Origin of the sequence: Kribbella sp. NBC_00662 (genome assembly GCF_041430295.1) — a bacterium.
Classification (GTDB): Bacteria; Actinomycetota; Actinomycetes; order Propionibacteriales; family Kribbellaceae; genus Kribbella.
Genome location: NZ_CP109029.1, coordinates 3,609,644 through 3,631,916, shown reverse-complemented (window position 1 = coordinate 3,631,916; position 22,273 = coordinate 3,609,644). Strand labels below are relative to the sequence as shown.

At 69.9% G+C, this 22,273-nt stretch carries 22 protein-coding genes; 8 read left to right on the top strand and 14 right to left on the bottom strand.

Features of this window, described 5'->3' with window-relative positions; all coding sequences use genetic code 11:
* The first annotated feature begins 44 nt into the window (after positions 1-44).
* Both OHA10_RS18270 and OHA10_RS18265 read left to right on the top strand, forming a co-directional pair.
* Complete coding sequence (locus OHA10_RS18270; protein ID WP_371407419.1) at positions 45-947, top strand: helix-turn-helix domain-containing protein; 903 nt, start codon at positions 45-47, stop codon at positions 945-947.
* Entirely contained in the window at positions 944-1,489 is a 546-nt protein-coding gene (locus OHA10_RS18265; RefSeq protein ID WP_371407418.1) for an MOSC domain-containing protein, read from the top strand. Before OHA10_RS18270 ends, OHA10_RS18265 begins: the two co-directional genes overlap by 4 nt.
* Here OHA10_RS18265 and OHA10_RS18260 read toward each other — a convergent pair.
* The 4 genes from OHA10_RS18260 to OHA10_RS18245 all read right to left on the bottom strand — a co-directional run bounded on the left by OHA10_RS18260 (position 1,461) and on the right by OHA10_RS18245 (position 7,046).
* Positions 1,461-2,276, bottom strand: coding sequence for a biotin--[acetyl-CoA-carboxylase] ligase (locus OHA10_RS18260; protein WP_371407417.1), 816 nt, complete (start codon positions 2,274-2,276; stop codon positions 1,461-1,463). The genes OHA10_RS18265 and OHA10_RS18260 overlap by 29 nt on opposite strands.
* Positions 2,273-4,900, bottom strand: coding sequence for a phosphoenolpyruvate carboxylase (locus OHA10_RS18255; RefSeq protein WP_371407416.1), 2,628 nt, complete (start codon positions 4,898-4,900; stop codon positions 2,273-2,275). The genes OHA10_RS18260 and OHA10_RS18255 overlap by 4 nt, the downstream gene beginning before the upstream one ends.
* Positions 4,901-5,016: 116 nt before the next feature.
* A complete protein-coding gene (locus OHA10_RS18250; protein WP_371407415.1) occupies positions 5,017-6,354 on the bottom strand; it encodes a hypothetical protein in 1,338 nt (445 codons plus the stop codon).
* Positions 6,355-6,419: 65 nt separating this feature from the next.
* Positions 6,420-7,046, bottom strand: coding sequence for a TetR/AcrR family transcriptional regulator (locus OHA10_RS18245; RefSeq protein ID WP_371407414.1), 627 nt, complete (start codon positions 7,044-7,046; stop codon positions 6,420-6,422).
* Between the two features lie 64 nt (positions 7,047-7,110).
* Between OHA10_RS18245 and OHA10_RS18240 the strand changes: the two genes are divergently transcribed.
* On the top strand, positions 7,111-7,587 hold the full coding sequence (locus OHA10_RS18240; RefSeq protein ID WP_363871272.1) for an SCP2 sterol-binding domain-containing protein: 477 nt from the start codon (positions 7,111-7,113) through the stop codon (positions 7,585-7,587).
* A gap of 12 nt (positions 7,588-7,599) precedes the next feature.
* Here OHA10_RS18240 and OHA10_RS18235 read toward each other — a convergent pair whose 3' ends face one another.
* Positions 7,600-9,357: a hypothetical protein gene (locus OHA10_RS18235; RefSeq protein ID WP_371407413.1), complete on the bottom strand. Its 1,758-nt coding sequence runs from the start codon at positions 9,355-9,357 to the stop codon at positions 7,600-7,602.
* Between the two features lie 89 nt (positions 9,358-9,446).
* On the opposite strand from OHA10_RS18235, the gene OHA10_RS18230 reads away from it, so the two are divergent.
* Genes OHA10_RS18230 through OHA10_RS18220 form a run of 3 tightly spaced genes read left to right on the top strand, consistent with a single transcriptional unit; the run spans position 9,447 to position 11,586 of the window.
* Positions 9,447-11,024 (top strand): acyl-CoA carboxylase subunit beta, encoded by a 1,578-nt coding sequence (locus OHA10_RS18230; RefSeq protein WP_371407412.1) that lies wholly within the window; start codon positions 9,447-9,449, stop codon positions 11,022-11,024.
* Positions 11,021-11,215, top strand: coding sequence for an acyl-CoA carboxylase subunit epsilon (locus tag OHA10_RS18225; protein ID WP_371407411.1), 195 nt, complete (start codon positions 11,021-11,023; stop codon positions 11,213-11,215). The genes OHA10_RS18230 and OHA10_RS18225 overlap by 4 nt, the downstream gene beginning before the upstream one ends.
* An 11-nt stretch (positions 11,216-11,226) precedes the next feature.
* Complete coding sequence (locus tag OHA10_RS18220; RefSeq protein ID WP_371407410.1) at positions 11,227-11,586, top strand: hypothetical protein; 360 nt, start codon at positions 11,227-11,229, stop codon at positions 11,584-11,586.
* A 6-nt stretch (positions 11,587-11,592) separates the two neighbouring features.
* Here the strand turns inward: OHA10_RS18220 and OHA10_RS18215 are convergent, their stop codons facing one another.
* Both OHA10_RS18215 and OHA10_RS18210 read right to left on the bottom strand, forming a co-directional pair.
* Positions 11,593-12,783, bottom strand: coding sequence for a Maf family nucleotide pyrophosphatase (locus OHA10_RS18215; protein ID WP_371407409.1), 1,191 nt, complete (start codon positions 12,781-12,783; stop codon positions 11,593-11,595).
* On the bottom strand, positions 12,780-14,483 hold the full coding sequence (locus OHA10_RS18210) for a DUF885 domain-containing protein (protein WP_371407408.1): 1,704 nt from the start codon (positions 14,481-14,483) through the stop codon (positions 12,780-12,782). The genes OHA10_RS18215 and OHA10_RS18210 overlap by 4 nt, the downstream gene beginning before the upstream one ends.
* Before the next feature lie 66 nt (positions 14,484-14,549).
* On the opposite strand from OHA10_RS18210, the gene OHA10_RS18205 reads away from it, so the two are divergent.
* Positions 14,550-15,779 carry a neutral zinc metallopeptidase gene (locus OHA10_RS18205; RefSeq protein ID WP_371407407.1) on the top strand — a complete coding sequence of 410 codons (1,230 nt, stop codon included), beginning with the start codon at positions 14,550-14,552 and terminating at the stop codon, positions 15,777-15,779.
* On the opposite strand, the gene OHA10_RS18200 is transcribed toward OHA10_RS18205, so the two are convergent.
* Both OHA10_RS18200 and OHA10_RS18195 read right to left on the bottom strand, forming a co-directional pair.
* On the bottom strand, positions 15,759-16,094 hold the full coding sequence (locus OHA10_RS18200) for an MmcQ/YjbR family DNA-binding protein (RefSeq protein ID WP_137252890.1): 336 nt from the start codon (positions 16,092-16,094) through the stop codon (positions 15,759-15,761). The genes OHA10_RS18205 and OHA10_RS18200 overlap by 21 nt on opposite strands.
* 2 nt (positions 16,095-16,096) lie before the next feature.
* Positions 16,097-17,497 (bottom strand): DHA2 family efflux MFS transporter permease subunit, encoded by a 1,401-nt coding sequence (locus tag OHA10_RS18195; protein ID WP_371407406.1) that lies wholly within the window; start codon positions 17,495-17,497, stop codon positions 16,097-16,099.
* A 95-nt stretch (positions 17,498-17,592) separates the two neighbouring features.
* Here OHA10_RS18195 and OHA10_RS18190 point away from each other — a divergent pair, with 95 nt between their 5' ends.
* Complete coding sequence (locus tag OHA10_RS18190) at positions 17,593-18,132, top strand: TetR/AcrR family transcriptional regulator (protein WP_371407405.1); 540 nt, start codon at positions 17,593-17,595, stop codon at positions 18,130-18,132.
* Here the strand turns inward: OHA10_RS18190 and OHA10_RS18185 are convergent.
* From OHA10_RS18185 to OHA10_RS18165, 5 genes are read right to left on the bottom strand one after another with little or no spacing between them, the layout of a single operon-like run.
* A complete protein-coding gene (locus tag OHA10_RS18185) occupies positions 18,129-18,677 on the bottom strand; it encodes a hypothetical protein (protein WP_371407404.1) in 549 nt (182 codons plus the stop codon). The genes OHA10_RS18190 and OHA10_RS18185 overlap by 4 nt on opposite strands.
* Entirely contained in the window at positions 18,674-19,975 is a 1,302-nt protein-coding gene (locus OHA10_RS18180; RefSeq protein ID WP_371407403.1) for a DUF58 domain-containing protein, read from the bottom strand. The genes OHA10_RS18185 and OHA10_RS18180 overlap by 4 nt, the downstream gene beginning before the upstream one ends.
* Positions 19,972-20,955, bottom strand: a complete 984-nt coding sequence (locus tag OHA10_RS18175) for an AAA family ATPase (RefSeq protein ID WP_371407402.1) — start codon at positions 20,953-20,955, stop codon at positions 19,972-19,974. Before OHA10_RS18175 ends, OHA10_RS18180 begins: the two co-directional genes overlap by 4 nt.
* Before the next feature lie 9 nt (positions 20,956-20,964).
* The gene (locus OHA10_RS18170) at positions 20,965-21,552 is read right to left on the bottom strand and encodes a hypothetical protein (RefSeq protein WP_371407401.1); all 588 of its coding nucleotides are present in this window, start codon (positions 21,550-21,552) and stop codon (positions 20,965-20,967) included.
* Positions 21,549-22,265, bottom strand: a complete 717-nt coding sequence (locus OHA10_RS18165; RefSeq protein WP_371407400.1) for a DUF4129 domain-containing protein — start codon at positions 22,263-22,265, stop codon at positions 21,549-21,551. The genes OHA10_RS18170 and OHA10_RS18165 overlap by 4 nt, the downstream gene beginning before the upstream one ends.
* Positions 22,266-22,273 lie beyond the last annotated feature (8 nt).

The following is a 22,273-nucleotide window of genomic DNA, read 5'->3' as shown; positions in this document are numbered from 1 at the left end:
AAAACGATCAAGTACTGCGACCCCGGCGGCGGCACGATGGTGGCATGACCACCGACGTGCTCGCCGCCTTCGTCGACGTACTCGCCCACGCGCTCGACGATCACGCGGTCAACGGCGCCGACCTCGCCGGGCGACTCCAGCTGTCGAGGTCGCATCTCGATCGGATGGTCGCGGCCGCGGCGGGCGAACGCCCCGGCGCGCTCCGACGGCGGATCCTGCTCGAGCGATCGGCGTACCGGCTGCTGACCGGGACCGGGCACATCCTCGATGTCGCGGTCGAGGCCGGGTACGGGTCGCACGAGGCGTTCACGCGCGCCTTCGGCCGGGCGTACGGCGTACCGCCCGGGGAATGGCGTGGCCGTCCGGACCGGATCCGGCTGGACGCGCCGAGCGGCATCCACTTCCACCCGCCGAACGGGCTCCGGGTGGCGGCCAGGGACGAGGTGAGTTCGATGGATCTGGTGCGGGCGATGGTTGATCACCATGTCTGGCTGCTCGGCGAGATGCTCGGTCAGGCCGCGACGCTGACCGACGAGCAGCTCGACCGGTCGATCGAGATCTCGGTCGAGGGAATCGACGACCACCCGACACTGCGCTCGCTGCTGTCCCGGCTGGTCGGTCAACTCGGCATGTGGCATGCGAACCTGACCGGTCAGGAGTACGACTTCGCTGTAGAACAAGGCGAAAGCGTCCAGAGCATGCGCCGCCGCCTGACCGAGGTTGGTACGGCGTTCGCGGCGGAGGTCGGCGAGCTGTGCAGCGCGAACCGGCTGGACGAGTTGATCGTGTGTCCGGGCGAGAACGCCGAGGTGTACACGGCCGGCGGGATGATCGCGCATGTGCTGACGTTCGCGTCGTACCGCCGGACGCTCGTCGCCGGCGCTCTGCACGACGCCGGCTGCGACGACCTGGACAGCGGCGACCCGATTCGGTGGATCAGCCGATGACCGCGCGGGTGGTGGCGGTCAACGTCGTGCACGAGGTGATCCGCGGGCCGACCCGGTGGACGGCGATCGACAAGCGGCCGGCGCCCGGTGCGGTCGAGGTCGGTGTGCTCGGGCTGGTCGGTGATCGGCAGTGCGACACGCGGTACCACGGCGGCCCGGACAAGGCGCTCTACGCGTACGCCGAGGAGGACGCGGACTGGTGGTCGGTCGAGCTCGACCGCGACGTACCGCCGGGGTTGTTCGGCGAGAACCTGAGGACATCCGGGCTCGACATCACCGGCGCGGTGGTCGGTGAGCGGTGGCGGATCGGCGGTCCGCAGCACGGGATCCTGGTCGAGGTACGGTCACCGCGGACGCCGTGCGGGAATCTGTCGGGACGGATGGGGATCCATCGGTTCCATCACCGGTTCGCGAAGACCGGCCGGGTCGGCGCTTACCTGAGGGTGCTGGAGACGGGCTCGGTGCGCGAAGGCAACCGCATCACAGTGGTCCACAAACCCGACCACGGGCCGACTATCGGCCGGCTGTCCGCAGGTGCGTGACGTCCCCTGCCGCCAGCGGCCGAGGGCCGTCGGCAGTGTCGACGATCAGCCGACCATCGTCTGCCAAGTCCCGAGCGGTCCCTTCGAGGAACGTGCCGTCCGGCAGCTCCACCCGGACCGCTCGCCCTAGTGTCGCTGACAGTTCGCGATACTCCGCAAGCACCACGGACGGATCACCACCGGCGTCCACCCAGGACTGGTAACGCGAAGCGAGTTCTCGCAGAACGGCCGACATGACGGTGGCCCGGTCGGTTGTTGCTGCCTTCTCCAGCGCGAGCGAGGTGGCAGCCTCGTGCGGCTTCTCGTCGGAGTGGAGCGTCACGTTGAGGCCGATGCCGACGACCGCGGCCGGTCCCTCGATCCGCTCGAGCAGGATGCCCGCGAGCTTGCGATCCTCGACCAGTACGTCGTTCGGCCACTTCACCTGGGCCGGTACCTCACCAACCGCACGCACAGCAGCCGCAACCGCCAGCGGGACCAGCAAACCGAGCCACGGCCACCGGGCCGCTTCCACGGTCACCGGACGCAGCAAAACGGACATAAGGAGCGCAGAGCGCGGTGGCGTCGTCCACGTCCGCCCCAGCCGCCCTCGACCGGACGTCTGGTACTCCGCAGCGACAACCAGCCCCTCGGGCTGTCCACCAGCGGCCGCGGCAGCCACGACCGCATTGGTCGACGGCGTCTCCGCGAGTACGTCGATCTGCGTCCACAGCGCACCGGGACGCACCAAGCGGCCCCGCAGGAACTTCTCGTCCAGCGGGGGCCGCTCCAGGTCGCTGAAGCTCATCCGGTGTTCTGCAGACCGGCGGCGACGCCCGAGACGGTCAGCAACAGCAGCCGGCGAGTACGGACGATCTGCTCTTCGTCCAGCGAATCATCGGTACGCAGCGTCCGTAGCGCCCGCAGCTGCAGGTAGCTGAGCGCGTCGACGTACGGGTTGCGCAGCTCGACCGCACGGCCCAGCACACGCCGCCCCTGCAGCAGTCGCTCCTCGCCGAGCACCTTGAGCACCCACTCCGTGGTGAGCGCGTGCTCGTCGAGCATCTGCTGCGTCAGGTCCGGCCGGTCGCCCAGCTCCAGGTAGCGGCCGAGGATGCGCCGGTCCGTCTTGGCCAGCGACATCTCGGCGTTCTCGAGCATCACCTGGAACAGGGGCCAGTTCTGGTTCGCGTCCTGCAGCAGTGTCACGTCGCCGACGGCAGCGAGCGCAGTACCGAGGCCGTACCAACCCGGTGCGTTCACGCGGGCCTGCGACCAGGCGAACACCCACGGGATGGCGCGCAGGTCCTCCAGCGACGACACCGCCACACCACGCCGGGCCGGCCGCGACCCGAGCGGCAACTGACCAAGCTCCTCCAGCGGGGTCACGCGACCGAACCACTCCGCGAACCCGTCCGCCTTCACCAGCCGGTGGTAGGCCGTACGCGCCGCCTCGTCGAGCGTCTTCTCCATCACCGCGAACCGCTCCGCCGCCGCAGTCGCCCGCTCCTCGATCGCCGGAGTGGACGCCAGCAGCGTCGCCGCAGTCACCTGCTCGATGTGCCGCTGCGCAATCGGTGCGTTCCCGTACCGCGCCGGGATCGCCTCGCCCTGCTCGGTCAGCTTGAATCGGCCGGCGACCGATCCGGGAGCCTGTGCGAGTACTGCGCGGTTCGCCGGACCACCGCCGCGGCCCAGCGCGCCACCACGACCGTGGAACAGCGTCAGCCGGATCGCGTTGCGCTGCGCCCACGCGGTGATCCGCGCCTGCGCGTCGTACAGCGCGAGCGTCGCCGAGACCGGTCCGACGTCCTTGGCGGAGTCGGAGTACCCGAGCATGACCTCGAAGCGCCGGTCGTTCGCAGTGAGCCGGTGCCGCACCCGGGTCAGCTGGATCGCGTTGTCCAGCACCTCTACCGAGTTCTGCAGGTCCTCACCGGTCTCGAACAGCGGTACGACGTCCAGCTCGATCGGACGGCCGTCCAGCGCGGCGTCGGCCAGCTCGTAGACGGCTGCCAGATCGCCGGCGTTGCGGGTGAACGAGACGACGTACCGACGGCACGCCTCGGGTCCGAAGCGCTGCTGGATCTGGCCGATGACTCGGAGCGTGGCCAGCACTTCCTCTGTCTGGTCGGACAGCTCGCCGCCGCCCAGCACCTCCTCCAGAGCCTTGGCGTGCACCGCGGAGTGCTGACGGATCTCCAGCTCGGCCAGGTGGAAGCCGAACGAGTTCACCTGCCAGATGAGCTGCTGCAGCTGGCCGTACGCCTGGCGAGGTGCGCCGGCTGTCACCAGCGAGTCCTGCAGGACCTTGAGCTCGTGGAGGAAGTCAGCGGCCCGCGGGTAACCGAAGTCGGCGTCACGGGACCGCGTTGCGGCCAGCCGGCGCGCTGCGAGCAGCAGGAGCTGCCGGTGCGGTTCGGCCGGCGAGCGGGTCTCGATGTCCGCGATCAGCTCCGGGTTGACCGCCCGGGCGTCCTCGAGGATGCGGCGTACCGGAGCTGACGGCGGCGTGGTCGCGGCGTCGAGCGTGAGCGCGCGGCCCAATGCTTCGGTGGCCTGCTCGAGCGCCCGGAGGACGTGGTCGGCCTGGATCTGCATGGCCTCCCGGGTGATCGCCGCGGTGACGTTCGGGTTGCCGTCGCGGTCGCCACCGATCCAGGAACCCAGGTGCACGAACGGCGCGACCACCGGCGTACGCGTGCCGGCCGCGTCGCCGGCCAGCGCGTCGTCGAGGCGGCGGTACACGTTGCCTACGACATCGAACAGGGTCTCTTCGAACACGGCCATCGCGGAACGGACCTCGTCCAGCGGAGTCGGCCGGCTGGTGCGGAGTTGCGACGTACGCCAGAGGACGTCGACCTGCTCGACCAGACGGCGACGGTTCTCCGCCAGGTCGCTGTCGCCGGCCCGCGGGTCGTGGCGCTCGTCCAGCAGCGAGGAGATCCGCCGGATCGTCGCCAGGACGGCGCGGCGCCGGGCCTCGGTCGGGTGCGCGGTCAGCACCGGGCGGAACTCCAGCCCGTTCAGCAGCGCGCGGGCCTGCTGCTCACCGCTCTCCCGGGCGATCTGCTCGACGGCCTGGGCCAGCTCGGACACCACGGCCTCGCTGCCGGCGCGGTCGCGCTCCCGCAGTACGCGGGCGCGGTGCAGTTCCTCGCTCAGGTTGGTCAGGTGGAAGTAGCAGGTGAAGGCCCGCGCCACGTCCTCGGCCCGCTCGTACGGCCACGAGGCGACCAGCTCCTCGGCCGCGGCGCCGTCGCCGGCAATGGTCAGCTCGCGCAGTTTCTCGACGTCGTCGAGCAGCGGCTGTCCGGCGTACTCGACCAGGACCTTGCCGAGGATCTCGCCGAGCAGGCGGACGTCGGCCCTGAGTTCTTCAGGCACCTCGAACCGCGCGCGGGTACGGGTCTCACTACCGGTCTCGCTCACGTTCGCCCACCCTATCGGCGGACGCCCGCCGATGCCGCACAGTCCAGCCACTGGAAGCCGATCGTGACCGCCCGTTCAGCTACTTCACAGTATGTAGAGCGACCCGTGCCCAGATGTCAGTCCGCCCGCCCGCCGCGCTCCGGCAGCGACCTGCTTGGTTGGTACTGGCTGACGCCCTCGTTGGTGATCAGGGTCACCGGGGAGCCCGACGCGGCAACGGATCCGGCCACCCGTGCCCAGTCCTGCGCGGTGGCCCGTTCGGCCTGATGCTGAACCACCTGCCAGTCGATCGGCCCGCCCGCCCACCGGTCGGCCACCTGCCGTACGCCGTCCGGGATCCGGCCACCCATCCGCTGCTCGTGTGCCCAACGGACGGCATTCGGGATTCGTGCTTGTTCGTAGAGCGCATCGAGCTGCGGAGCCAGATCCGGATGGTGCTGCTTGGCTGCCTCGACGAGCCGGTGGGTGAGCTCCGGGTGCGTAGCCTCGACGATCTCGCCGTACCGCTGGTCGTGGATCCGCCATGTGAAGGCGCCCCCGGCCCTCACTACGGTCTCCTGCTCGTACCGGCCGTAGCGGTCCTCCGACACAGTGTCGTCCCGGACCGACAGCAGGACGGCCTCATCTGCCGCCATCGACACCTGTGGAGCCTCGTTGCGGTTGACAGCCTGCTCGTAGCCGGCCGCCAGAGCACGAAGCTCCTCGTCGCCGACACCCGCCGTACTCAGGTCCTCCATCGCCTTGCCCACCTGCTGCGGATACATCAGCAGGCCTTCGGCGTACTCCGTCTCGATCGAGCGGAAGTCACCGTCCGCCCGGAGCGGGAAGCGGCCGCCCTCCCGCGTCTGGCCGTCGGGAACCTCCAGGTGCCACCCGTCCGGCCCCGACCGGACCTGCTGCAGGCCGTCGTTGTCCGCCCCGACTGTCTCGATCACCGGGAGACCGCGCTCGGCCGCGAGGTCCGACAGCCACTCGGCGTCCCAGGCACTGACCGGCCCGGCACCGTCCTGCTGCTGCGGAACGACCACTCCGGTGATCGTCACCCCCTCGCCGAAGGTGCTGTTCAGATACACCGGCCGGCCCATCCGGCCTTCCTCGGCCATCAGGTCGTGGCCGGTGATCGGACCTTCGGAAGTCAGCGTCAGGTACAGGTGCTCGGGCGGCATCGCGACGATCAGCCCGGCATGCTCCGGTGGGTGGTTCGCGTCGATCAGCACCGGCTTGTGAGAGATTCCGCCGTCCCGGGTGGCCTCCCACGGCTCCCGGATGCCGACGCGGTCCGGGTTCACCGTGTAGGCGTCCTCTTGATGGGCGCGGGCGATCCGGCTGTCCGGGCCGACCAGCGATCTGAGCTTCGCGCCGCGCGCGCTCAGGGGCACCATGACGTACCGCCAACCGGGCCCGTGCTCGCGCGGATCGGTGTCCCCGAGCAGTTCATGAGATGGCGAACGCATGGCCCTCCTCGTCGCAGCGGCCGTCCGTTCCGGCCATTGCCGATGGAACCTATCGCGGCGAGGGCTCAGACATTGCCGAAGCCGCCCGCGACGACCTGGGAGACGGTCTTGGCCAGCTCGGCCGGGCTGCGGTCGGTGCCGTCGACGACGAGCATGCGGGCGCAGGACTCGGTCATCGAGGCGAGAAGTTCGGCGAGGACCGGGAGGTTCGCGTCGGGGTCCGCGACGCCGGGGAGGGACTGGAGCAGGGTCAGCCGGAGGCTCTCGACCAGGAACGCCCGGGCGGCGCGGACGCGTTCGGCGACGACCGGCGCTGCGCCGTACTGCGCGCCGAAGACGATCCGCCACGACTGGGGCTGCTTGGAGACCGCGGTCAGGAAGGCGGTCAGGCCCTCGAGGACGTGCTCCTCCGGGGTGCCGACGCTCGGGTCCGCGGGCAGCGCGGCGACGATCGAGACGACCAGGTGCTGCTCCTCGCGGGCGAGCAGGGCCAGCAGGAGCTCGTCGCGGTTCGCGAAGGAGTCGTAGACGACGGGTTTGGTGACACCGGCCGCGTCCGCGACGGACTGCATCGTCGTACCGGCGAAGCCGTTCGCCGAGAACACCTCGAGCGCGGCATCCAGAATCAACGGCCGACGGCGCTCCGGACCGAGATGACGAGCGCGCTGACGTCGTTCAGGGTCCCCAACCACTTGACAAACCTACCGCATCGTAGGAAATTCCTACAGTCCGGTAGGAACTGCCCGGGGGTGGTCGATGACCGAGCGAGGCAGTGCCGGTTGGCTCGAGTCCGAGGGGATCACCACCCTGGACGCGAGTGAGCTGGCCCGATTGGTCGACCGGACGTCGGAGCGGGAGCTTCGGCATCGTCTCATCGGGGGAGTGCGAGAGGTCGCGTTGCGCGAGATCTTTCGCCGGATGCCGGAGTACCTCCGACCCGCCCGGGCCGCCGGGTTCGACGCTGTGATCAGCTGGCAGATCACCGGCGCGGGCGGGGACGGTCATTCCGTCGACGAGTACTGGATCCACGTGCACGACAGCCGCTGCACCGTGTTGTCGACGCAGCCGGCTCCCGCGGACATCTCCATCCGCACGGATCCCGCCACGCTGCTCCGCATCGTCACCGGGAACGAGGATCCGATCGTCGCGGTGCTCAAGCAACGCCTGTCGGTCCGTGGCGACCTGGCCCAGGCCGCCCGCCTCACCAAACTCTTCGCCGTCGGCCCCGCCTGACGTCGCCGCCCGTCAGCGGTCCAGCGTGGGACGCTTGCGCTCAGGCCCCGACGTGGTCCGGTTCGCGCTGGGCGCGGAGTCGCGGGACTGAGCGTGGGGCCGGGTCAGAGCCGGGTCGTGCCCGGACGCGAACCGCGCCGTTGCCTCCTGGTCTCGTGCAAGCGACTCGCGCCGAGCCATGCCGGGCGCCTCCGCATAGGTCTCGGCCATCTTCACGGCAACCTCGCCGGCGATCGTCCCGTACTCCTGCGCCGAGTCGGCATACATCGCGTTGTCCAGCACGCCCGGCAGAGCCGCGAACTGCAGGTCGACCTCGTCCGTGATCCGGCTCAGCGCGAACGGCCGCTCGACGTTCTGTACGCCGGAACCCGCCACCAGATCCCCGACCGCCGCCTGAACCATCCGCGGCGGACTCTCCCCGGCCATCCGCCGGAGCGTCTCCCCCTCCTCAACACCCAGCGCCTTGTCGACCACGGCCGCGAACGAGCGAGCCGCCGGCGCCAGCCGCCGATCAGGTTCCGGCGTCTGCGCCTGCCGAACCTGGATCGCAAGCTCGTACGGCAACGAACGGTCCGCAAGATCCTGCAGGTTGTCCTCGGCGAACGCCGTGCCGACCGCCCGCTCGATCGTCGCGTACTCCGCTGCGACCGCCCCGACAGCCGCCTCGTGGCGTTCGTCGAACTCCTCCGGAACGGCCCAGCGCGCGTACTCCGCCGCCACGAACTGGAACGCCTCCCGTGCAGCAGTCGCATCCGAAGCACCGAGCGGATGCGTCCTGCTGCTCTCGAGCAGCTTCCCGAGCGCCGCCGCCTGCTCCCGCGAAAGCTCGAGCGTCGTCGCGGCACCAACTCCAGGCTCGATCTCGCCGTCCCACCGCGAGTTGGGCGCGTCGAGGACCTCCCCGACGGCGCCCCGGATCTGACCGCACAGCTCGGCGACCGAGTCCGGCCGGGCAACGGCGGGCGGCCGGCCGATGGTGTCGAAGTACTGGTGCAGGTGGGCGATCTCCTCAGTGGCGTCCTGGCTCGCCGTCGTGATCGCCGATGAACCGAAGCCGGCCAACTCCCGCCGATCCGCCAGTACGGCGCCGATCTCCGGCCCCGGAACCTCCCGCTCGTGGTTCTCGAACTGGGCCTCGAGGTGATCCGCGATCGCCGTCGTCAACTCGTTCCGCTCCGGCGCGGGCAACGCCGTGAACCCCGGACGCGACTGAAGCAGCATCCGCGCCGCAGCCGTCGCGTGGGCGCCGCGACCGGCGGCGACGAGCTCACGCAGTACGACGCGCTCCGGACGCCCGGTCCGCGCGCTGATCGCCACGACGGCCGCATGCGCAGCCAGCACGTCGCCCTCGATCACCGGCGGCGGGAAGATGCCGAGATCGTCCGGCCGCCCGTCCGGCCGGAGTCCGGCGATCAGACGGGGCGTCTCGTACTGCGCATACAGCCGACTGTTGGCCGTCTCGAACCGGGACCGGCCGTAGGAATACAGCGACTCCTGGACCGGCTCCCGCGGTTCCAGTACGCCGGCGCAGCCGGCGACCGTCTCGATCAGAGCGGCCCGGAGCTCCGTCCGCTGATCCTTCTCGCGCGGCCTGGGCGTGAGCCGGGCCGGAATGTCGAGGTTGTCGACCAGCAACCGCAGCCGCCGCTGGTCGGACCGCGTCACCCGCTGGGCGATCTGGTTGCCGACGGCCAACGATCGGCTCCCGGTGTCCCGCTCGACAAGCTCGTTGATGCTCCGGATCAGATCACCGACCTGCGCGTCCGCCACGGCGAGAACCTACCGGCGACCAGGTTCAGCGACGCGTTGCGGCGGACGTCACAGGCGGTACGGCGTACTGGCGCGTAGGCTGCGCGTTCATGGGAGAGACGGTGAACATCCACACCACGGCCGGGAAGCTCGCGGACCTCGAGCACCGGCTGGACGAGGCCGTGCACGCCGGGTCCGAGCGCGCGGTGGAGAAGCAGCACGCGCGCGGTAAGAAGACCGCCCGCGAGCGGATCGAGCTGCTGCTCGACGAGGGCTCCTTCTCCGAGCTGGACGAGTTCGCCCGGCACCGCTCGACGAGCTTCGGCCTGGACGGCAACCGCCCGTACGGCGACGGCGTGGTGACCGGGTTCGGCACCATCGACGGCCGCCAGGTGTGCGTGTTCGCGCAGGACTTCACCGTCTTCGGCGGCAGCCTGGGCGAGGTCTTCGGCGAGAAGATCGTCAAGGTGATGGACCTCGCGATGAAGATCGGCTGCCCGCTGATCGGCATCAACGACTCCGGCGGCGCCCGGATCCAGGAGGGCGTGGTCTCCCTCGGCCTGTACGGCGAGATCTTCCGCCGCAACGTCCGCGCGTCCGGCGTGATCCCGCAGATCTCCCTGATCATGGGCCCGTGCGCCGGCGGTGCGGTGTACTCCCCCGCGGTCACCGACTTCACCGTCATGGTCGACGAATCGTCGTACATGTTCATCACCGGCCCGGACGTGATCAAGACCGTCACCGGTGAGGACGTCACCCAGGAGGAGCTCGGCGGCGCGCGGACGCACAACACCAAGTCCGGCAACGCGCACTACCTCGGCAGCGACGAGGAGGACGCGATCGAGTGGGTGAAGACGCTGGTCGGTCACCTCCCGCAGAACAACCTCGAGGACCCGCCGGTGTACGACGCCCCGGCCGACCTCGAGCCGAGCGAGACCGACCTCGCCCTCGACACGCTCGTGCCCGACTCGCCGAACCAGCCGTACGACATGCACACCGCGATCGAGGCGGTCGTCGACGACGGTGAATTCCTCGAGGTGCACGCGCTGTTCGCGCCGAACATGATCGTCGGCTTCGGCCGGGTCGAGGGCCGCCCGGTCGGCGTGGTCGCGAACCAGCCGATGCAGTTCGCCGGCACCCTCGACATCGACGCGTCGGAGAAGGCGGCCCGCTTCGTCCGCACCTGCGACGCGTTCAACCTGCCGATCCTGACCTTCGTCGACGTCCCCGGCTTCCTGCCCGGCACCGACCAGGAGTGGAACGGCATCATCCGTCGCGGCGCCAAGCTGATCTACGCGTACGCCGAAGCGACCGTCCCGATGATCACCGTGATCACCCGGAAGGCCTACGGCGGCGCGTACGACGTGATGGGCTCGAAGCATCTCGGCGCGGACATCAACATCGCCTGGCCGACCGCGCAGATCGCGGTGATGGGTGCGCAGGGCGCGGTCAACATCCTGTACCGCCGCGAGCTGGCCGGCGCCGAGGACGCCGAGTCCCGCCGCCAGCAGCTGATCACCGAGTACGAGGACCACCTGGCGAATCCGTACATCGCGGCCGAACGCGGCTACATCGACTCGGTCATCAAGCCCAGCGAGACCCGCGCCGAGATCATCCGCGCCCTCCGCCTCCTCCGCACCAAGCGCGACACCCTGCCGCCGAAGAAGCATGGGAACATCCCACTGTGATCGAGATCCGCAAAGGCAACCCGACACCCGAGGAGCTGGCCGCCCTCGTCACGGTCCTCGCCGCGCGAGCCGCCGCGCCCGCACCCGCACCGGACCCGCAGAGGGCCAGCAACTGGGCCACCTACTGGCGCAACGCCCGCACCCCGTTCCACCCGGGCCCGGGCCAGTGGCGCGCCAGCGCTCATCCGTAAACACTGACGGTATGGCTAAGTACGCGGTCAATCCCGATGCCGTCGACAACGCACGGAAGCTGATCGACGCGCGGCAGTACGTGCTGGACAGCGACTGGGGCGAGGTGCAGCCACGGGCCGACGACCAGAACGCCTATCTCGACAAGCACAGCTGGCAGGAGTACGGCGCTTGGCACTTGGGGCTCACCGATGGTGCCGGTGAGGAGACCAAGGCGCGCTACGCGTTCGTGCTCGGCGACTTCCGGCGGATTCATCGCACCGCGCTGATCGCCTCGGTCTACCGGGCCTCCGAGTGGCGTCACAAAGAGGTCGAGCTGGCAGCGCACGACCTCTTGCAGTACCTCGACGCCAAGACCGGCCTCACCGGCTGACCGGACTCAGCTGCGGCGGAAGCGGACGAGTGGGTAGACCGGGGTGTCGCCAGTGTTGCGGGGCGGGCCGTTGAAGGTTGTTACTCCGTCGAGCACCAGGCCGTGGCGGGATGCGACCGCGACCAGGTGGGCGAGTGAGTCCTGGGAGCGGGTGTCGTGGGGGCCCCGGCCGTCGGCGTAGCGGCCGGCGTCGGTTTTTTCGGTGGTGGTGACGAAGACGCCGTCGGTGCGGAGGACGCGGGCGACCTCGGCGATGACCGGTTCGCTGTTGTCGAGCAGGTGGAGCAGCCAGACCGCCACGACCGCGTCGCAGCGCCGGTCAGCGACCGGCAATCTCGCGGCATCGGCCGCCAGCACGTGCCCGGGAAGCCGGACTCGGGCGTGCTGGAGCATGGCGGTGGAGAGATCGACACCGTGCACCAGGTTGCCCAGGGCAACGAGCTCGGCGCCGACGATCCCGGTCCCGACGGCCAGCTCGAGGACGCGTCCGCCCTTCGGGAGCAGCGAGTCGACCGCTTCGGCGGCGGCGACGGCGCGGGTGAGCCCGCCGCGCGTGTCGTCGTACGTCGAGGCGACGGTCTCGTCGTACTTGTACTCCGAGGTCGTCTTCCACAACTCGGGCCAGGCGATCCCGACCTCGGCGAGCATGCGGCGGAGCAGCGGCAACGAGAGACCGACGACGTTGTGGTAGTCGCCCTCGACACCGGTGACGAACGGGCCGCCGAGTCCGTCGACGGTGAAGGAGCCGGCGACGACCAGCGGCTCGCCGGTGGCAACGTACGCGTCGATCTCGTCGTCGGTCAGGTCGGCGAAATGCACCGTGGTTGACGCCAGCTCGCGCAGCTCTTGCTTGGCCGAGGTGTCGATCAGGCAGTGCCCGGTGTGCAGTACGCCGCTGCGCCCGCGCATCATCCGCAGACGTTCGCGCGCGATCTCCGGCGTACCGGGTTTGCCGTAGGCGACACCGTCGAGCTCGAGGACCGAGTCGCAGCCGAGCACGGTCGCGTGCTCGGTCAGCGAAGCAACGACGGCGCGGGCCTTCAACGTCGCGAGCAGACGCGCCAGCTCGCCGGGGCTCTCGGCGGTGATGTGGTCCTCGTCGACGCCGGAGACGATCACCTCCGGCTCGACGCCCGCGCCGCGCAGGGTCTTCAGCCGGGCCGGCGATGCCGACGCCAGCACGAAACGCAGGCTCATAGCTTCGCCAGCGCCCGGCGCAGCGGGTCCAGGCCGATCGATCCGAGGTTCAGCGCGTCCGAGTGGAACGCCCGCAGATCGAACGCGGATCCCTTGCGCTGCTTGGCTTCCTCCCGCGCCTGCAGCCAGATCCGCTCACCGACCTTGTACGACGGCGCCTGCCCCGGCCAGCCGAGGTACCGATTGAGTTCGGCCCGCAGGAACTCGGTCTCCATCCGGCAGTGCGCCCGGAGGAACTCGAACCCGAGCTCGGCGTTCCAACGGTCCCCCGGCCGCCAGCCGAACGGGTTGTCGCGCGGAACCTCGAGCTCCAGATGCATGCCGATGTCAACGATCACCCGCGCCGCCCGGAAGCCCTGCGCGTCCAGCATGCCGAACCGCGCGCCCGGCTCCTCGAGGTAGCCCAGCTCCTCCATCAGGCGTTCGGCGTACAGCGCCCAGCCTTCGCCGTGTCCGGAGACCCAGCAGGCGATCCGCTGCCAGCGGTTCAGCAGGTCGGTCCGCAGCATCGTCTGGGCGACCTGCAGGTGATGCCCGGGCACGCCCTCGTGGTACACGGTCGTGACCTCGCGCCAGGTGGCGAACTGCTCGACACCCGTCGGCACCGCCCACCACATCCGGCCGGGCCGGGTGGTCAGGTCCTCACTCGGCTGCGTGTAGTAGATCGACCCGTCCGAGGTCGGCGCGATCATGCACTCCAGCGTGCGGATCTCGTCGGCGATGTCGAAATGCGTGCCGCCCAACTCGGCGACGGCCGCGTCGGACAGCTGCTGCATCCAGTCCCGGAACGCGTCCTTGCCGCGGATCGTCCGCGCCGGGTCGTTGTCCAGCAGCGCTGCCGTCGCCTCGATGCTCCGGTCGCCGCCGTTCAGCCCGGCCGCGATCTCCCGCATGTCGTTCTCGATCCGGGCCAGCTCGGCCCAGCCCCACGCGTACGTCTCCTCGAGGTCGATCGACGCACCGAGGAAGCTGCGCGAGGCCAGCTCGTACACCTCCCGGCCGCACGCGTCCCGCTGCGGCGCTCGCGGCGCGAGGTCGGTGGTCAGCCAGGCGCCGAACTGATCGAACGCCTTGCGCGCCGACGCCGCCGCAGCCTCAACGGTCGGCTTGACCGCACTCTCGGGGGCCTGCGCGGCCAGCCCGGCGAAGAAGTCGTCGCCGTCGGCACCGGTCCAGCTGGCGATCCGCTCGGCCAGCCCGTTCACCTGCCGTACGGCGGAGATCCGGCCCAGCGCGGCCTGCTCCAGCAGCGTCTCGCGGTACCCGTCGAGCGTCGTACCGATCTGGTTGAGGCGGATCGCGACCGTCTCCCAGTCCTGCTCGGTGTCGGTCGGCATCAGGTCGAACACCTGCCGCAGCGCGGCCGGGACCGACGAGATCGCGTTCAGCTGGTGCTGCGGTACGCCGGCGTCGTAGCGCTCGAGCTCCAGCCCGAGCCGCTCCACCAGCGCGTCCTTGGCGACCTCCTCGCGCGGGCTCGCGGGCTCGATCGCCTGCGCCGCCGCGACGGTCTGCCGGGTCAACTCGATCCGCGCTTCGAAACCGGCCGGGGTGAAGTCCGGCAGCTCGTGGTCGTGGCCGGCGATCCCCAGCTCGGTGGCCGTGATCGGGTCGAGCACGATCTCCTGCTCGAGGTGCCGTTCAGCCAGCTGGTCGATCGGACTGTTCGGTGTACGGGCTTCAGTCACGGGATCGTTCACAGGCCGACCCTACCGTCCAGGATACTGTGGCGGTCGCTTTTTCTGACGCACCGGAGAGGAACGGCGTTGAGCCAGCCACCCTATGGGCCGCCCGGCCAGAACCCGCCGTATCCACCTAACCCGCAGTACCAGCAGCAGTACCCGCAGCAGCCGCCGCCGCAGTACCAGCAGCCGCAGTACCAGCAGCCCGGGTACGGACAGCCGCAGCGTCAGTACGGCGGCCCGCCGCCGCAGGGTCCCGGCTTCGGCTGGGGTCCCAACTTCGGCCCACCAGGTCCCGGCGGCCCTGGTCCCGGTCCGGGCTGGCAGCCGCAGCGGCCGCGGAAGAAGTCGAAGGCGCCGCTGATCGCGATCCTGTCGATCGTCGGTGTCGCGATCGTCGGCGGCTGGATCATCGGCGTCGTCAAGAAGAACGCCGATGACGTCACGACCCCGCCGGTGAGCCCGAGCCGCTACACCCCCGAGCCGACCGGGTCCCCCACCGAAGAGCCGACGGAACAGCCCACCGAGCAACCGACCGAGCAACCGACCAGCACCGAGACGACGACCACGACGGCACCGAAGGTCTCGGACTCGACCGTCGTGGCCAAGAACGCGCTCTACAAGGTCGGCCAGATGAAGACGGTCAACTGCAAGGAGCCGCGGGTCCGGCCGACCAACGCGCGCAACGCGGCGGCGTACTGGACCGCGATCAAGCCCTGTCTGGACAAGGCGTGGGCGCCGCTGGTGGCGAGGGCCGGCTACAAGTTCAAGCCGCCGACGATGACGTTCTGGGCCGGCACCAACGCGACCGGCCCGTGCGGCACCGGTCCGGTCAGCGTGCCGTACTACTGCTCGGCCAACAACAACCTGTACATGAAGGTCGACGTCTTCGTGCAGGCCTACACGGAGTACCCCGACGCGGAGTCGAAGGCCTACGCGCGGATGTGGTACACCCGGTCGGTCGCGCACGAGTACGGGCACGGCATACAGAACATGACCGGCATCCTGCAGGCCTCGGACAACATCCGGTACGAGCTGACCAACTACGACGACCGGACCCGGCAGACCCGCCGGATGGAACTGCAGGCGAACTGCTTCGCCGGCGTCTTCCTCGCGGTGAACAAGCGCAGCTACCCGATCAGCGGCGAGATGCTCTACGTCTGGAACAAGTGGGTCGTGACAGCCGGCGACAAGCCGGAGGAGGGCGACCACGGCAGCGTGGCGAGCCAGCAGCGGTTCATGGGTACGTCGTTCAAGACCGGCAACCCGGCCAGCTGCAACACGTTCGCGGTGTCACCCAGATACGTCAGCTAGACCCGGCGGCGCGACCTGCTGCCACGAGTCGAGCAGGATGTCGTGCAGCTCGTCGGCGTCCTCGAGCGCGGCGAGGCGGGCCCGAACCCAGTTCGAGCCCGCCTCGTGCTTCGGCACCCAGAACTTCTCGGGTTCCGCCGCGATCAACTCCTCGCGTTCCAGCCGGGGACACCGGACCGCGAACGACGTCTGGTCGTCCGGAACCGTGACGAACATCCGCCCGGCGACGTCGAACGTCGGGTGTCCCCAGCGCTTCTTCTCCACCGTCTCCGGGAAGGACAGCGCGATCCGTCGTACGTCGTCTGCGTCCAGCACGGTCACACTTTAGAGCGACCCGGCAGCAGGAAGGCGACCAGCGCACCGACCGCGACGATCGCGGCGCCTGTCCAGACCGCGGGCACCAGCCCGGCGGCGTAGCTGGTCGGCGACTCGTACGACCCGGCCGAGGCGAACACCGAGGCGAGGACGGCGACGCCCATCGCGACCCCGACCTCGCGGATCGTGTTGTTGGTGCCGGACGCAACACCCCGGTCCGCGTCGGACGCACTGTTCATCACCACGCTCGCGGTCGGCGCGAACGTCAGCCCCATACCGATCCCGGCGAGGATGAACGGTACGACGAGGTCGCCGTACTGGGTCGTGGCCGTGGTGATCAGCGCGATCCAGCCGAGCGCGGCGGCGAGGAACAGCTGCCCGACGACGATCAGCGTGCGCGGGCCGACTCGATCGACGATCAGGCCGGCGATCGGTGCGACCACAAGCGGCGCCGCGGTCCACGGCAGCGTGCGGACGCCGGACTGGAACGGCGTGTAGCCCTGCACGACCTGGAAGAACTGTGCCAGCAGGAACACCGATCCGAACACGCCGACCGCGAAGGTGAAGGCGACGATGTTCACCACGCTGAACGAGCGGACCGAGAACAACCGCAGCGGCAGCATCGGTGCCGACGTACGACTCTCCCAGCCGATGAACGCGGCGAGCAGAACGACGCCCGCGATCAGCGAGCCGAGTACGCCGCCGGACGTCCAACCGTCGTCGGCACCGTGCACGACACCCCACACGATCGACAGCACGCCGGCCGTCGCCAGAACCAGTCCGAGCAGGTCGAGCCGCTTCGCCGTACCCTTCGACTCGCTCAGCACCCGAGCGGCGAGCAGTACTGCGAACACGCCGACCGGGACGTTCAGCCAGAAGATCCACTGCCAGTTCAGACCGTCGACAACCGCTCCGCCGACCACCGGACCGACGGCGACGCCGAGGCCCGAGATGCCGCCCCAGATACCGATCGCGGCACTGCGCTGCTTCTCCGGCACCGCGTCCGCGAGCAACGTCAGCGACAGCGGCATCACGGCCGCGGCGCCGATGCCCTGGATCGCCCGGAACGCGGTCAGCATCCACGGCTCGGCCGCCAGCGCGCAGGCGGCCGACGCGAGCGTGAACAGCGCGATCCCGGCCAGGAACATCCGCCGCCGGCCGATGCGGTCGCCGATCGCGGCCGCGGTCAGCAGCAGCGCGGCGAACGCCAGCGTGTAGGCGTTCACGAACCACGACAGGTCGGACAAGGACGCACCGAGGTCGGTCTTGATCACCGGCAACGCGTTCGTCACGACCAGGTTGTCCAGCGTGACCATGAAGGTGGGGATCCCCACCGCGGCCAGCACCACCCCGAGCCCACGGCTCCGGGTCTCCACCACTTCCCTCTCGACGAGAGCGGTCATCCCAAACTCCAAAGTTGTAATTGACTGATAACAAGCTTGATGACGAGAGTATGCATCCACTGATAACATGTCAAGCGTGTTCGAAAGGGGCTGCGATGACGAGGGTTAGGTTGACCGCCAAGGAGCGGGTCGAGGAGGTCCTGGCGGCCGCCGTGCAGGCGTTCGCCGCGTCCGGGTACGAAGGCACCAAGACCGACGAGATCGCCCGGATGGCCGGCGTCTCACAGCCGTATGTGATCAGGTTGTTCGGGACCAAGCAGCAGCTGTTCCTGGCCGCGGTGCAGAGCGTGTGCGGACGGATCGAGGAGATCTTCCGCGAGGCCGCCGACGAGTCTCCGGATCTCGGCGCGCTGGGCCGCAACTACAAGCGGCTGCTCGGCGAGCCCGAGTTGCTCCTGGTCCTGCTGCACGGCTTCTCCGCCAGCGGCGACCCGGTCATCGGCGACTGCGTCCGGGAACGCTTCGGCAGCATCTACGCGCTGGTCCGCGACCTGACCGGAGCCTCTCCCCGGGAGGCCCGCGAGTTCCTCTCCGCCGGCATGCTGCTGACCGTGATGTCCGCGATGCAGGTCATCGGACCGAACGCGATCCCGATGCCCTGGGCCGAGGAGATCGAGGGCACCCTCGGCAACTAGCTCCGATCCAGCTTCTGGCCCGCGGCGAACCAGATCGTCGCCGTCCCCAGCCCCATCGCAACCACGGTCACCACCAGCGATCCCGGCACATCCGCCCCTTGGACCAGAGCCGCGGCCAAAGCCACCATCGGCACCAGCAACACACTGATTGCCGTAGGCAACCACCACCGCCGCAGCGCAGCCGGGTGGACGCGCGCGTACGACGGCAGCTGGGCCGCGAACGCGGTTGCCAGATGCACCACCACCAGCGCCACCGCGGTCACCAGCAGGCTCCAGCTGACCTCGGCCGGCGCCCGCACCAACCACCCCAACGCGACAACCAGCAGGAACACGATCCCCGCCGGCGAATCCGGCAACACGATAGTTGCCAACAGCATCGGTACGCCGACGAGCGGGATCAGATCCAGCTGGTCCCACGACTGCACAGCCGGTACGACGAGCGCGACAGCGCCCGCGACGGCGATCACCAGCCGGGCATAGACAACAGCCCGCCCCGACGCACGCATCTGCGCCAGCCACAGCGTGATCTTCTCCGAAGTACTCATGAGCGGATCCTCGGTGCGGCGGACAGTCGCGCGGCGTCCCGCAGTACCTCGTCGAGCGTCCCGGAGCCGCGCCACGGAACCGTCGGTACGCCGAGGTCGCTGAGCCGATCCAGGTCGCGGCGACGCTCGAGCAACCGCAGCCGCCAGGCGAGCGGCCAGGAGCGGACGTCATGCGCCTCCGGCTCCAGGATGGAGGTGATGTCGGGCGGCAACGTGTCGATCGCGATCACCGTGCAACCAGAGTGGACGAGTGTGACGATGTAGCCGAGCATCACCGGCCGCAGCAGCGGACTCAGCACGAGCACCAGGCTGTCGGACCGGACCCGGTTCCGCCGGGCCAACTGCTCCTCGTCCTGCTGCCGACCGCGACGATCCGCGTGCACGAGCGTGTCCAGGATCCGCCGCAGATGCGCGCGCCCGCTCCCCGACCGCACGCCGCGGAACAAGCTACCGGTGTCAATCAGCCGCACCCGGTCGCCGTTGCGCAAGTAGTGCTCGGCCACTGCGGCGGCCGCTCGTACGGCGGTGTCGAGGCTCGACGACCGTCCGTCGATCCCTTCACTGACCCCGATCTCGCCGCCGGTGTCGACCATGATCACGACCTCGGTGTCGCGATCGGACCATGTCGACGTGACGTGCAGTTCCCGCGTCCGCGCCGACACCGCCCAGTTGATCCGCCGCAGCCGGTCACCCGTCCGGAACGGACGTACGCCGGCCAGCTCCGTCCCCTCGCCCGGCCGCCGCGACCGGTGCAACCCGACCAGCCCGGCCGGCCGCGGTACGGCGTCGACCGCCTCGAAACCCTCACGCAGCGGCAGCGTCGTCACCGCCTGCGACTCCACCGACGTCACCTGGATCCGGTACGCCCCGACGGCCGACGTCGCCGTGACCGTTGGCCGCTCCAACGACCGCAGCCCCCACCGCTTCGACCGTACGCCGACCTCCAGCGTCACCTCGCCGTTCGAGACCGGCTCCGCGATCGACGCCTGCGGCGGGTCGTACTGGAACCAGGCCGTCCGCGGCAACGCCGCCACGATCAGGTCGATGTCCGGGTCGACGCCGTCGGGCACCCGCAGCCGGTACGTCGTCGCCTGCCCCTCGAACAGCACGTCCGCGTCGAGCTCGGTGTGCACCTCCGGCCGCTCCCGGGGCCGGAAGAACCGCCCCCAGCCGGCCAGGAACGCCAACGGCAATCCGAACACGGCAGCATCCGGCCGCCGGAACAGTACGGCGACCGCCAGCAGCACCGCGGCCACGCAGATCGCCCGGATCTGCGCGTGCGTCGGATGCCACCTCATGCGCTGGTAGCGCCGACCACCGTGGGTGGCGCCGCAACCGAACCGAGCACCGTCCGTACGACGGTCGCCCCGGTGACCTCATGCAGCCACAGCTCAGGCCGCACCGTGATCCGATGCGCCAGCGCAGCCACGGCCACCGCCTTCACATCCTCCGGTACGACGTAGTCGCGGCCCTTGATCACGGCGTACGCCCGAGCGGTCAGCAGCAGCGCCAGCGAACCACGCGGCGACGCACCGACCAGCACCTGCGAGTCCCGACGGGTCGCCGCGGCCAGGTCGACGCAGTACTGGCCGACGGTGTCGTCGACAGTCACCCTCTCGACGGCCTGCTGTGCAGCGAGCAGGCCGGCCGCGTCGGTCACCGCTTCGACGGTCTGGTCTTCGCGACGGCGGCTCATCCGGCGACGCAGTACCTCCCACTCCTCCGCGGGGCTCGGGTAGCCGAAGCCGATCCGCAGCATGAAGCGGTCGAGCTGTGCCTCCGGCAACGGATAGGTGCCTTCGTACTCCACCGGGTTCGCCGTCGCGAGCACGTGGAACGGTGTCGGCAGCGGGAAGGTCTGTCCCTCGACGGTGACCTGATGTTCCTGCATCGACTCCAGCAGGGCGGCCTGGGTCTTCGGCGGCGTCCGGTTGATCTCGTCGGCCAGCAGCAGGCCGGTGAAGATCGGGCCGGGCCGGAAGACGAACTCGGACTCCTTCTGGTCGTACACGAACCCGCCGGTGACGTCCGACGGCAGCAGGTCCGGCGTGAACTGCACCCGCCGGAACTCCAGCCCGAGGGCCTGCGCGAACGACCGCGCGGCCAGCGTCTTCGCCAGACCCGGGTAGTCCTCCAGCAGCACGTGGCCGCCGGCCAGAACGCCTGCCAGCACCAGCTCGAGTGCCTCGGCCTTCCCGACCACGGCCTGGCTGACCCGCTCCAGCACCTGTCGGCACAGGTCAGAAACCTCACCGAGCGTCAGCTCGCCATCAGTCACAGGTATCCCTCACAGGTTCTCGATGGTGTGGATCGCGTACTCGATCTCGTCGAGGGACGCGGTGCGCTTGTCCTCACTGGTGATCAGCAGCCAGAGCCGGTCGCCGGTGATCTCGCGAGCCCGGTCCGGCTCGCGTTCGGGGTCGATGCCGTGCCGGTGCACCAGACGGTCGGTGGCCAGCTCCAGCAGCATCGGCCGCACCCGGCGTACGAAAGTCTGGGAGCCTTCGCCGGCACGCCGCTCGCGGCTCGACTCCTGCAGCCAGGTGGCGATGAACTGGGTCCGGTTGTCGCTGGTCCGCGTGCGCAGCGCGGCGAGCTTGTCGTCGTGCTGGCCGGGCCAGCTCGTCTCGACCACCTGCGGCAGGACCAACCGGATCGCCAGCGACCCGACCCCGATCGCCAGCGCGGCACCCACGAACCACAGCGGCCGCGGTGCCATTCCCGCCGCACCGAACACCGCGACCAGCAGCAGACTCGCCAGCACCGCGATCCCGACGTGCTGCAGGAGCAGCTTGTTCAGCCGCAACGACCGACTCTTCTTGACCTCCTGCGGCGGCCCCTTCTCCTCCAGGTCCGACCAGCGGTACGACGTCATCCCGCGACCTCCTGCGGATGAGCGGCCGCGAGCTCGTCGCGCAGCCGCAACAGTGCGGCCCGCGCCTCGGTTCGCGCTTCCTCGCTCGAGCCGTGTGTGGAGTACCGCGCCTCGCGGTACAGCTCACCGAGCCGGACCAGCTGCCCTTCGGAGATCCCGCCGATCCCGAGCACCCGCACGGTGAACTCGGCCGGTGTCTCCGACGGATCCCGCGGTACGCCGGCCGACGCGGCCGCCTCCTCCAGCGCCACCCAGCACGCGATCACCGCATCCGTCGCCCTACCGGAGTCGATGCGGGCCAAGCCCTCGTCGACCGCCTCGGCCAGGCGCTCGGTCTTCACCCGCTCCCAGTCCGTGTCGTCGGGCTCCGCCTGCGGCAGCCGCACCTTGCTGATGACCCGGTAGATCATGAGTCCGATGAACACCAGCACTGCCGCGATCGCGAGGTAGATCACCGCCTGCCACAACGCCTTCAACCAGGCCGGCATCTCAACCGGCTTGATGTCCCGCGGCGAGGGTGTGGCCGTCGGCGGCGGGGCGGCGGTGTCGGACGGCGTGAACGTCGGCAGCGGCCGCGGGCTGGCCTTCAGCGTGCTCTCGCTGACCGGCCGGACCGGCCCGCTCGCCGACGCGAGCACGACGAACCCGGCCGCCACGACCCCCACGAGCACCACGGCGGCCACCGCGAGCGCACCCCGCCGCTGCGTCTGCATCTGGGCAG

Bases quoted from the DNA above. Each gene is read 5' to 3' on its own strand.
- OHA10_RS18270 (WP_371407419.1), top strand. From the start codon at position 45: ATGACCACCGACGTGCTCGCCGCCTTCGTCGACGTACTCGCCCACGCG.
- OHA10_RS18265 (WP_371407418.1), top strand. From the start codon at position 944: ATGACCGCGCGGGTGGTGGCGGTCAACGTCGTGCACGAGGTGATCCGC.
- OHA10_RS18260 (WP_371407417.1), bottom strand. From the start codon at position 2,276: ATGAGCTTCAGCGACCTGGAGCGGCCCCCGCTGGACGAGAAGTTCCTG.
- OHA10_RS18250 (WP_371407415.1), bottom strand. From the start codon at position 6,354: ATGCGTTCGCCATCTCATGAACTGCTCGGGGACACCGATCCGCGCGAG.
- OHA10_RS18240 (WP_363871272.1), top strand. From the start codon at position 7,111: ATGACCGAGCGAGGCAGTGCCGGTTGGCTCGAGTCCGAGGGGATCACC.
- OHA10_RS18230 (WP_371407412.1), top strand. From the start codon at position 9,447: ATGGGAGAGACGGTGAACATCCACACCACGGCCGGGAAGCTCGCGGAC.
- OHA10_RS18220 (WP_371407410.1), top strand. From the start codon at position 11,227: ATGGCTAAGTACGCGGTCAATCCCGATGCCGTCGACAACGCACGGAAG.
- OHA10_RS18215 (WP_371407409.1), bottom strand. From the start codon at position 12,783: ATGAGCCTGCGTTTCGTGCTGGCGTCGGCATCGCCGGCCCGGCTGAAG.
- OHA10_RS18195 (WP_371407406.1), bottom strand. From the start codon at position 17,497: ATGACCGCTCTCGTCGAGAGGGAAGTGGTGGAGACCCGGAGCCGTGGG.
- OHA10_RS18190 (WP_371407405.1), top strand. From the start codon at position 17,593: ATGACGAGGGTTAGGTTGACCGCCAAGGAGCGGGTCGAGGAGGTCCTG.
- OHA10_RS18185 (WP_371407404.1), bottom strand. From the start codon at position 18,677: ATGAGTACTTCGGAGAAGATCACGCTGTGGCTGGCGCAGATGCGTGCG.
- OHA10_RS18180 (WP_371407403.1), bottom strand. From the start codon at position 19,975: ATGAGGTGGCATCCGACGCACGCGCAGATCCGGGCGATCTGCGTGGCC.
- OHA10_RS18170 (WP_371407401.1), bottom strand. From the start codon at position 21,552: ATGACGTCGTACCGCTGGTCGGACCTGGAGGAGAAGGGGCCGCCGCAG.
- OHA10_RS18165 (WP_371407400.1), bottom strand. From the start codon at position 22,265: ATGCAGACGCAGCGGCGGGGTGCGCTCGCGGTGGCCGCCGTGGTGCTC.